We start from the raw sequence: 8,572 nt of genomic DNA, 5'->3' as shown, positions 1-8,572 counted from the left end.
GGGGGGGGGGGGGGGGGGGGGGGGGGGGGGGGGGGGGGGGGGGGCGGGGCGGTTTGGGGTTGGTGCCCGAGGGGGCTGTGGTGAAAACCCGGGGTGGGGTGGTGCGGGGGGGCCGTGGTCGGTTCTTGGTGTTGTGTGGGTGGGATCGGCGGGTCGGCGGGTCGGCGGAGGCTCGGCGGGTCGGCGGAGGCTCGCCGGTTGAGGACGGCGGTTGAGGACCACGGTGGCGTGTCCGGTGGTGTCGGGCGGACGGGACCTGGGACGCGGCCTAGGCTCGTAAGGGCGAGTCCGGTGCCCCGCCTGCCGCCGCGGGCCGTCCCCCACGTGGAGTCCTCGATGACCACAGCACGCGACCTGATGATCACCGCGATTGCCGCCGAGCCCGAGCATCCGGTGCCGCACGGCGAGCTTTCGCTCGCGTTGGCGGGCGCCGAGCTGCTCGACCTGCTCGCCGACGAGACCGTCGTCCTGGACGGCGACCGGATCGTGCCGCGGCTGCGGGTGCCGAACGCGGACCTGCTGCTGGAGCAGGCCGGGGCCGCGCTGGTCGACAGTCCGCCGTACGAATCGGTCGAGGACTGGCTGTGGCGCCGCGGCCGCGACCTCGCCTCCGCCTACCTGGCCGCCTTCGAGGAGGACGGCCAGCTCACCCGGCAGCGGCACCGCCTGCCCTTCCGCAGCGGCAACGTCACCCTCGCCGACACACCGGACCGTCGGGCGGCAGAGGCACGCCGGGCCGCCGGCGAGCCCGTGCTGGCCGGGCTCGCCGCGGCGGCGGGCGTCCGCGATGCCGGTGCCGTCGGTGATCCTGCCGGTGCCGCCGATGCCGTCGCGGAGCCTGTCGCGGATGGGGCCGTGCCGCGCGATCCGGCGGACATCGTGCTGGCCGCGGTCGGCGACGCGGCGACGGAACTCAAGGCGGTACGGCAGCGGCGGGATATCGAGCAGGCGGCTTACGACAACATTTGGCGGGGAGTGTGAGGGGCGTCCGGGTCTGAGGGGTGGGGGTTGCGGGGGTCGGGGTTGCGGGGGTCGGGGTTGCGGGGGTCGGGGTTGCGACGGGCGTAGTTGCGAGCAGCGGATTTGCTACCAGCGGAGTTGCGACGGGCGGGTGCTTGTCTGCGGGCGCGCCGTCACGCGTTTCCTGTCACCTCGGCGACCAGTCTGCGGCCGATCTGCAGCATCCCCGGGTCCCCCACGTCCATGCCGAGGGATAGTGCGGTGACCGCTTCGAGCCCGGCGTACAGCGCGAGTTGGTGTTCCTGGTTGGGGGTCAGGCGTCGGCGGTAGCCGCGGAAGAAGGCCATCCGGAGGTGTGGGCGGCCGCGCCACGACCGGTGGGCAAGACGGCACAGGTCGCGGGTCAGCGCGTCGCGCTTGGTGTGCTCGAAGTCCACGACGGCGACCGCGCCGTAGGGCCGGATCAGCCAGTTCCGCGGACTGAAGTCGAGGTGGCAGACGCCGACTTCGACCGCGTCGAGGCGGCCGATCCGCTCGGCGTACCGTTCCAGCGCGGCACGTTCCCGCGCGGTGATCGCGGCCGCGGTCTGCAGCCGCGGCAGGCGCGCGGCGAGCCGGGCGGCCAGCTCGGCGCCGAACGTCCGCGACACCTCCGACGGGACGACGCGGTGCAGCCGGGCCAGGAACGCGCCCGCCCGCTCGTGCGCCAGCTCTTCGCGCAGGCTGTCCGCGGGCACGTCGGTGGCGTTCTCGCCGTCGACATGTGTGAGCAGCAGCCGGCGCCGGTCGGGCTCGGCGGCGACCAGCTGCGGGACGGCTTCGCCGAGCTGCGGCAGCCAGTCCCGGTACGCCCGCAGCTCGCGGGCGAAGCCCTCGTCCGTGCCGTGCTGCTTGACGACGAACCGGCGGCCGTCACGCGCCCGGACGAAGGCGACCCGGCCCCCGTCGAGGCGCGGCCGTACGGCGTCGACGTCGACCGGCCCCACATGGGCACGGCAGGAATCGGCTAACTCGTCCACGGTGTCCACGCAAGATCCGCCAAGTGTCGTGTGCGATGCAGGGATTCGAGTATCCAACACGATCGGCGGCGGGCCGGGCGACTGCGCACGGGGGATGGAATGGAGCGCGATGGTGATCCGCCGGGGCGGGATCGTGATCGGGCGGGGATCGGGGGTGATCGGGTGGGGGTGGGGTTGGGGGGAAATGGAGGGATGGGTGGGTGGGGGTGTGTGTCGGGCGGTTGGAGGCGTCGGCTGGGCTCGTCGGCTGCGGCCGTCGGCTGGGCTCTGGGGGGTTACAGGTCCAGCCCCTTCACCACCGCACTCGCGCGGGTGAACGCCGAGCGGGGCTGTTCCGTCCCGCAGTACTTGTTGCCCGAGGAGACGATGCCGATGAGCTTGCCGTTCTCGACGAGCGGCCCGCCGGAGTCGCCGCGGCAGATGCTCGTGTTCGGATTTGCCTTCGGCGGCAGCCCGCAGACCTTCGTGGCGGCGGTGTCGCCCGGGAACGTGTACGGGTCGCATGCGGCGACCGGGGAGAGGACGAGCGTGGTGCGCTGCATCAGCGTGGTCGGCACGCCGTCGGCGAGGGTGCCCCAGCCGTAGACGGCGGCCTTGCGGCCGACGTCGTACAGGGCGCCGTCCTGCGCGCGGGCGATCGGCAAAGTCCGGTACGGCAGGGGACGGTTGAGGGTGAGGACGGCGGCGTCGTAAGTCAGCGTGCCCTGGTCGAACTTCGGGTGGATCCGCGCCGCGGTCACGCGCCGGGTCTGGCCGCCGGTGGCGGTGTAGTCGACGCGTCCGGCGACGACCCGGATGTCGGTCGGCTTGTCCACCGCGGTCACGCAGTGCGCCGCGGTCAGCACCTTGGCCGGCGCCACCAGCGTGCCGCCGCAAAGCTGCACACCGTCCGCGGTCATCAGCGCCACCGTGAACGGCGCCTCTCCGGCGGCGACATCGCGCCCGTCGCGTACCGCCATCGCGCTGGGGGCGGCCACGCCGAGCGCGGTCACCACCATGGCCACGAACGCCGCCGACACGAACGCCCGTACGGACTTCCTCGCCGCCATCACGCCCACCATCCCTTCACCCGGGGACTTTTCCGTGGAGACGTGCTGGGGCCGGGCGGGGGTTGCATGGGGTTGGCGGGGAATTGGGTGGGGTTGGGGGCTGGGCGGTTGGGCGGTTGGGCTGCTTCGCCGTCAGCTGTCGAGGGTGAGCTTGAAGCCGTCGTGGCTGCGGACGAAGCCGAGACCGGCGTAGAAGCGGTGCGCGTCCGTACGGCGCTTGTTGCTGGTCAGTTGGACGAGCGCGCAACCGCGCACCCGGGCCCGCTCGATCGCCAACTCCATCAGCGTCCGGCCGAGCCCGCCACCGCGGACATCCGCCCGAATCCGCACCGCTTCGAGCAACACCCGCTCCGCACCGCCCTTTCCGAGACCGGGGATGTAGGTCGCTTGAAGGCAGCCGAGGATGGCGTCTTGGTCTTGGTCTTGGTGTTGGCCTTGGATTTCGCCTTGGTTTTCGCCTTCGTCTGCCGGGTCGCCGGTTGCGCGGGTCAGCACCAGCAGCTCGTTGCGCGGGTCGGCATCGATGGCCGCGAACGCGCGCTCGTATGCCGCGGTCACCACGACGTCCGCGGGGTCGGTCACCCGATCCTCGTCCGCGAGCAGCGCCAGGATCCGGGGCAGATCGGCCCGGGTGGCGGGACGGAGGGCAGGGAGCGGCTGGGGAGTGGTGCGCATGGTGCCGACCATATGCGGTGGCTTACGCGCCGGATGGCTTGCGGGAGCAGCAGAGGCAGCCCGGCGACGGCTTCCCTTCAGACCAGAGGCGGATCACGGCGTGAACGCGCGACACAGGGCGATGGTGGCGTCATCATGCGGCTTCCCGGGGAACGTCCCCGGCACGGTGGCCACTTCGGCCTCGCGAACGGCCCGGACGGCGGCGCCTGGCCCCTCCGTTTCGACGACGTCGAGAACCCGCGACCACGTCCACCCATAGCGCTCGACGAGCCGCGACAGCCCGTCCGTCATGAGCGCCACCCGACGAACCTCGGCGGCATCGACCGACCCGGTGAGTGCGTGCTCCGCCGCCGCGGGATCGGTACTGGCAACCCAGAACCCACCGGGCCGATTGCGCAGCTTCCGCACATCGTCCCGCGTACGGCTGACAAGGTGCGCGGTCGCGTCGTCGACGTAGGTCCGCAGGCTGCCATCGCCGCCCTCGATCACGAGCGGCGAGTCGCACAGAACCAGGTAATCCACCGTCCCGCCCTCCCACCGAAGCATCGTCACCGTGCTGGACGGACTGTCCGGATGCCCGAGGTCACAGCTGTCGGCATGCATGCCGCACACCTGCTCGATCGCCTCGGCCAGGATCGCCGCGAGCGGCTCCCCCACCCCGCTGACGATCCCGACAGCCAGCTGCATCCCCAGCCGCGCCACCAGCCACGGCACCCCGTGCCCACACCCGGACTCCCCCACCGGCGTAGCCCCGTCGAGCACAACGACAAACCGCTCCCCGGCAACAACAAAGTCCTCATTCCCCCGCCCGGGCGCCGGCGCCGTGGCATAGGTGACCTCCATACCTCACCCAAACCCGCCCCATGCCCCGACAGCAACCAGCCACGCCGAAGCTGCATTTAGCGCCAGGTCTTCGTCCATCGGAGCACCCGCGACCGGCTCGGAAGCCGTGAACCGCTGTCGGCCGAAAACTCCGACTCGGACGGCTCCCGCCAGCCCCGCGGCAAGTCCAAGGACGACGCCACCGCCGCCTGGTGCCGCATCCGACGCCGCCCGCTGATCACTGCCGAATCGATCTCTACTGGATCAAGGGCGTCTCGTTGGCCGCTGACGTTGCCGCCGGCGGGGCGTGGGCCGTGTGCCAGTCGCGTGCCAGAACGAGGGGTCAGGAGCGGTCAGCCACGGGCATTCCATGGGGCTGGCGGGGTGTCGCGGAGGGCGCAAACGAGAACAGCCCCCGACCATACGTGCTGGTCAGAGGCTGTTTCGTAAGGGGTGGCGGGTGCAGGGTTCGAACCTGCGTAGGCATCAGCCGACAGATTTACAGCGAGATCGAGCCGTCACTCCCGCCCTGCTCTGACCTGCGTCAACTGCTGAAACCTACGGTCGGGCGCGGACGCGTTCCACGACGATTCCGCGGGCACCGGCACTCGGGATCTACAGCAAGAGAACTTCCTCCGGCCGCCGTTCGGTGACGACGGCGGCTTGGTTGGCCCTGAGGTGTTCGAGACAGGCAACCAAGTCGCCGTTGTGGTCCTCGTTGGCCATGGATCGCAGTTCGCCCGCGAGTTCGCGGCCGTTCACGAGCGAGATGGGGTACCGGTCCTCGACCATCTCCATCTGCGCGGCCTCGGAGAAGTAGCCCGTCGTGACGTACACGCCGATCCAGCCCCGCTGAAGTCTGGCCACTATCCGCGCGATCTGCTCGGCACTGATCGACGTCTCCGGGGTCACACACTTCGCCTGCCCCAACACGACGAGACTGGCGCCCGCCGTGCCGCGCCCCACGTCGACGCGGCCGATGAAGTCCGCGCCGCCGTCACCGGACCGACGGGTCAGCCAGCCTTCCCGGTAGGACGCCCCGTCGCCGAGAATCCGCCCGGCAACTGCCGAAGCCACGGCCTCGAAGTCGTGCTTCCGGTTGTTGAAGAACCGGTGAATCATCCGCAGATCGGCAGCCTCGGGCGACCCTGACGGCGGCTTCTGATCCCTTATCTTCACTATCCGCGAGCGAGCCACTCGCCGCCGAACCCTGGGCAACGCCGCATGCCCCTTCCCGACCCACTCGCGCCACGCCGCCGGCGCCAACTTCAACGCGGCGTCGACACTGACAGCTGGGTCGCGCCTGGCCTCGACCCACCGCCAGTCAAGACAGTCGTCCTCGGCGGACAGGTCCAACATCGCGAAGTCGTATACGTAGTTCGTGAACGTGTCGCGTTCCTCGCCCGCCCACTGGACCAGACGCTCCGCCCGCTCCACCAACCCGACACCGCAGAACTCAACATGCCCCTTCGGACTACGACCACGCCGCACGGCCCGGAACACCAACAACGGCTCCGCGAACCGGCGCACGTCCGCCGTCGGCGCACGATGTCGCTCGAACGCCCGCAACAGCGCACCGTTGCCCTTCGTCTGCCCGACGGGAACGGCAAGCCCCGGCTTGTGGTCCCCGAAGTAGCGGACATGCCCCACCTCGAGACTGAACACGTCATGCCACGGCGTCTGCTCGCTGCCAGCCTTCCACGGACTCGACCGGATCAGCACTGCCGCCCGACGCGGACCGTCCACCGCAGCCACCTCGGCGATGCTGTTGATCCCCGACTCAAGAAGCACCTTCTTGCGGCCCGGCGTGTCCGTCACATGCCAGAAGTTCCGAAACCCATCCACATCCGCCGGTACCGCGTCCTTGCTCGACGCATACCGAAAGACGTCACCCACACGCAGCAACCCCGCCAACGACCCGGCCTCCCCGCGCCCATGCTGAAACCACGACGCGACGAAGGATCCCAGGCAACGGGGTGCGTAGCATCACCAAGCCTGATCCCGGGTGTTGTTGAGGGGCCCGCTCTCCTCGCCGGACAGGGGAGGGGCGCTCCGCAACCCAGCTCTGACCAGGGGCTCCGTAGACCCGTCGGGTTGCGGCAGGCGCACTGCCCCACATATGCCCCGTCCTGGAGACGTGGCACCGAAGCCGAACGGCCTCAGGGATAGTTGGCTTCGCGACCGGTTCTAGCGCTGTGATCACTATGGATTGATTCTGCGAACGCTTTGATCGAATCAGAAAGTTGGTCCGACTTGCAACAATAGAAGCATCCCAAGGCTGATCGGGTTATTGTATTGGCATGAGTTATGAGATTCAGCTCCCCGGCGGTACCAATCTTCCAGGTCGGGAGCCTGTCGTTGTCATCGGCCCCAACGGCAGTGGCAAGACTAGGCAAAGTCGTAATATCAACGCATCCATGCCGATTGATTATATTAACGCATTGCGTAATACGCGTGTCGCGCCCGAGGTTCCCGCAATGGGATTCAACACTGCTTTGAATAACTTCAACAGCCAAAGGTCGCAAGCTCGCGCCTCTCATTGGGAGCTCACTTTGGAGTTCGACTACATGCTCTCAACGATGCTCGCTGAGGATGCAATGGCAAACAAGAGGTTTGCAGAGCGCTATTGGGATGACCCCGAGAATAAAGAGCCGCCAGAAGTAACCCCCCCGCGAAGAGTCGAAGAAGTTTGGGGGAAGATCTTTCCAGGGCGGCGGCTGCGTTGGAAGGATTGGAACCCCACCGTTGAGAACATGGCAAGCGGCGTCAGTGTTGAATATAGCGGCAATCAGATGAGCGACGGCGAGAAGGCTGCACTCTTTGTCGCCGCTCGTGTCTTCAGTGCCGAGCCGGGGATCCTTGTGGTGGACGAGCCAGAGACTCACTTTCATTCACTACTGGCTGTGCGTCTGTGGGATGCCCTGGAAGACGCACGGACGGACGTTCGTTTTGTCTACGTGACCCACGACTTGACTTTCGCAGTAAGTCGGCGGGAGGCGCGCTTCGTCATCGCCAGCCCCGCGGCAGGGTTGCGAGTTCTTGAACTGGACGGGCAAATTCCCGAGGATCTAGGCGCCGCCTTGCTCGGTGCAGCTTCTCTGTCTTTCTATGCCTCGCGCATCGTCTTTTGCGAGGGCGAAGAATCTAGTTGGGATGCACAACTTTACAAGTCTTGGTTCAACGGTGCAGACACCGTAGTGAAGCCAGTGGGTAGTTCGAAGAATGTCCTGCGTTGTGTTGATGCTCTGCGGGATTCGGGAATTGCACACTCGCTTGAATCGGTAGGAATTATCGATCGCGATTACCATCCGGATGCCTTTATTGATGCACTTGATGTGCATGTACTTCCGGTGCACGAGATTGAGAGTATCTTCGCTCACCCCCAGGTGGTCCAGGCCGTGGCAAATCACTTGTCGCTTCCGTTTGACACCGGTTCCTACCTTGAGTCTTTGCGGGCGACTGTGACCGATCAGCAGAAGGCAGCCCTCGTAATTGAGCGCTGGAAAGCGCGGATGGAACCAAATATCGTTAAGGTTATTTCTGGCGCCGCAAAGCGCGGTAAGAGCGTAGAAGCTCTCAATAAGGAGATTCCGACTCTATTTGATGTCGGCAACTGGGACTTCTCCCCACAAGGATTCCTTGCCGAAGAGAAGGCTCGCGTCGAATCCGCGTTTGCGGGCGAAGGATTCGAGACTTTTCTTGCTCTCGTTCCTGGTAAACAGCTGGTTCCCCAGGCTGCGAGGACCGTGGGGATGGAGGTGCGCGCGTACTGCGAGTTGGTCGCCCGTGCTCTCAGGGACTCGAAGTCGAGCTTTAGTGGTGAAATCGCTGTTGCACTGAGTGCACTTCTTCCGCCGCGCGCCGTTCCAATCTCAATGCCGCCCATCGCGGATACAGGGTTGGGACTCGTCTAATTTGCGCTCGAAGAGGCCGGGGGACGCCGGCGCTGATGAGGGCCGTGGGGCATGTGCGCGGCGTCGGGTTTGGTTCTGGCACCCAGACGCCGCCATTTGCCGCCTTTTGCACTCATATGCATCGTGATGTTCA

General features: G+C 67.3%; 7 protein-coding genes. 2 read left to right on the top strand and 5 right to left on the bottom strand.

Going from position 1 to position 8,572, the window contains the following annotated elements; all coding sequences use genetic code 11:
• Positions 1 to 336 precede the first annotated feature (336 nt).
• Positions 337 to 981 (top strand): GPP34 family phosphoprotein, encoded by a 645-nt coding sequence (locus ABEA93_RS30280; protein WP_345679026.1) that lies wholly within the window; start codon positions 337 to 339, stop codon positions 979 to 981.
• A gap of 152 nt (positions 982 to 1,133) precedes the next feature.
• Here ABEA93_RS30280 and ABEA93_RS30275 read toward each other — a convergent pair whose 3' ends face one another.
• From ABEA93_RS30275 to ABEA93_RS30255, 5 genes are all read right to left on the bottom strand, one after another.
• Positions 1,134 to 1,988, bottom strand: coding sequence for a phosphotransferase (locus ABEA93_RS30275; RefSeq protein ID WP_345679025.1), 855 nt, complete (start codon positions 1,986 to 1,988; stop codon positions 1,134 to 1,136).
• Between the two features lie 266 nt (positions 1,989 to 2,254).
• A complete protein-coding gene (locus ABEA93_RS30270; protein ID WP_345679024.1) occupies positions 2,255 to 3,028 on the bottom strand; it encodes a S1 family peptidase in 774 nt (257 codons plus the stop codon).
• Between the two features lie 132 nt (positions 3,029 to 3,160).
• A complete protein-coding gene (locus tag ABEA93_RS30265; RefSeq protein WP_345679023.1) occupies positions 3,161 to 3,703 on the bottom strand; it encodes a GNAT family N-acetyltransferase in 543 nt (180 codons plus the stop codon).
• Positions 3,704 to 3,796: 93 nt separating this feature from the next.
• The gene (locus ABEA93_RS30260; RefSeq protein WP_345679022.1) at positions 3,797 to 4,546 is read right to left on the bottom strand and encodes a protein phosphatase 2C domain-containing protein; all 750 of its coding nucleotides are present in this window, start codon (positions 4,544 to 4,546) and stop codon (positions 3,797 to 3,799) included.
• A gap of 594 nt (positions 4,547 to 5,140) precedes the next feature.
• Positions 5,141 to 6,421 carry a restriction endonuclease gene (locus tag ABEA93_RS30255; protein WP_345679021.1) on the bottom strand — a complete coding sequence of 427 codons (1,281 nt, stop codon included), beginning with the start codon at positions 6,419 to 6,421 and terminating at the stop codon, positions 5,141 to 5,143.
• 404 nt (positions 6,422 to 6,825) lie between these two features.
• On the opposite strand from ABEA93_RS30255, the gene ABEA93_RS30250 reads away from it, so the two are divergent.
• Positions 6,826 to 8,439: an ATP-dependent nuclease gene (locus ABEA93_RS30250; protein ID WP_345679020.1), complete on the top strand. Its 1,614-nt coding sequence runs from the start codon at positions 6,826 to 6,828 to the stop codon at positions 8,437 to 8,439.
• Positions 8,440 to 8,572 lie beyond the last annotated feature (133 nt).

Source organism: Yinghuangia aomiensis (genome assembly GCF_039542225.1).
Classification (GTDB): domain Bacteria; phylum Actinomycetota; class Actinomycetes; order Streptomycetales; family Streptomycetaceae; genus Yinghuangia; species Yinghuangia aomiensis.
Note: the sequence above shows the minus strand (reverse complement) of the source record. Positions and strands in the feature narration are given on the sequence as shown.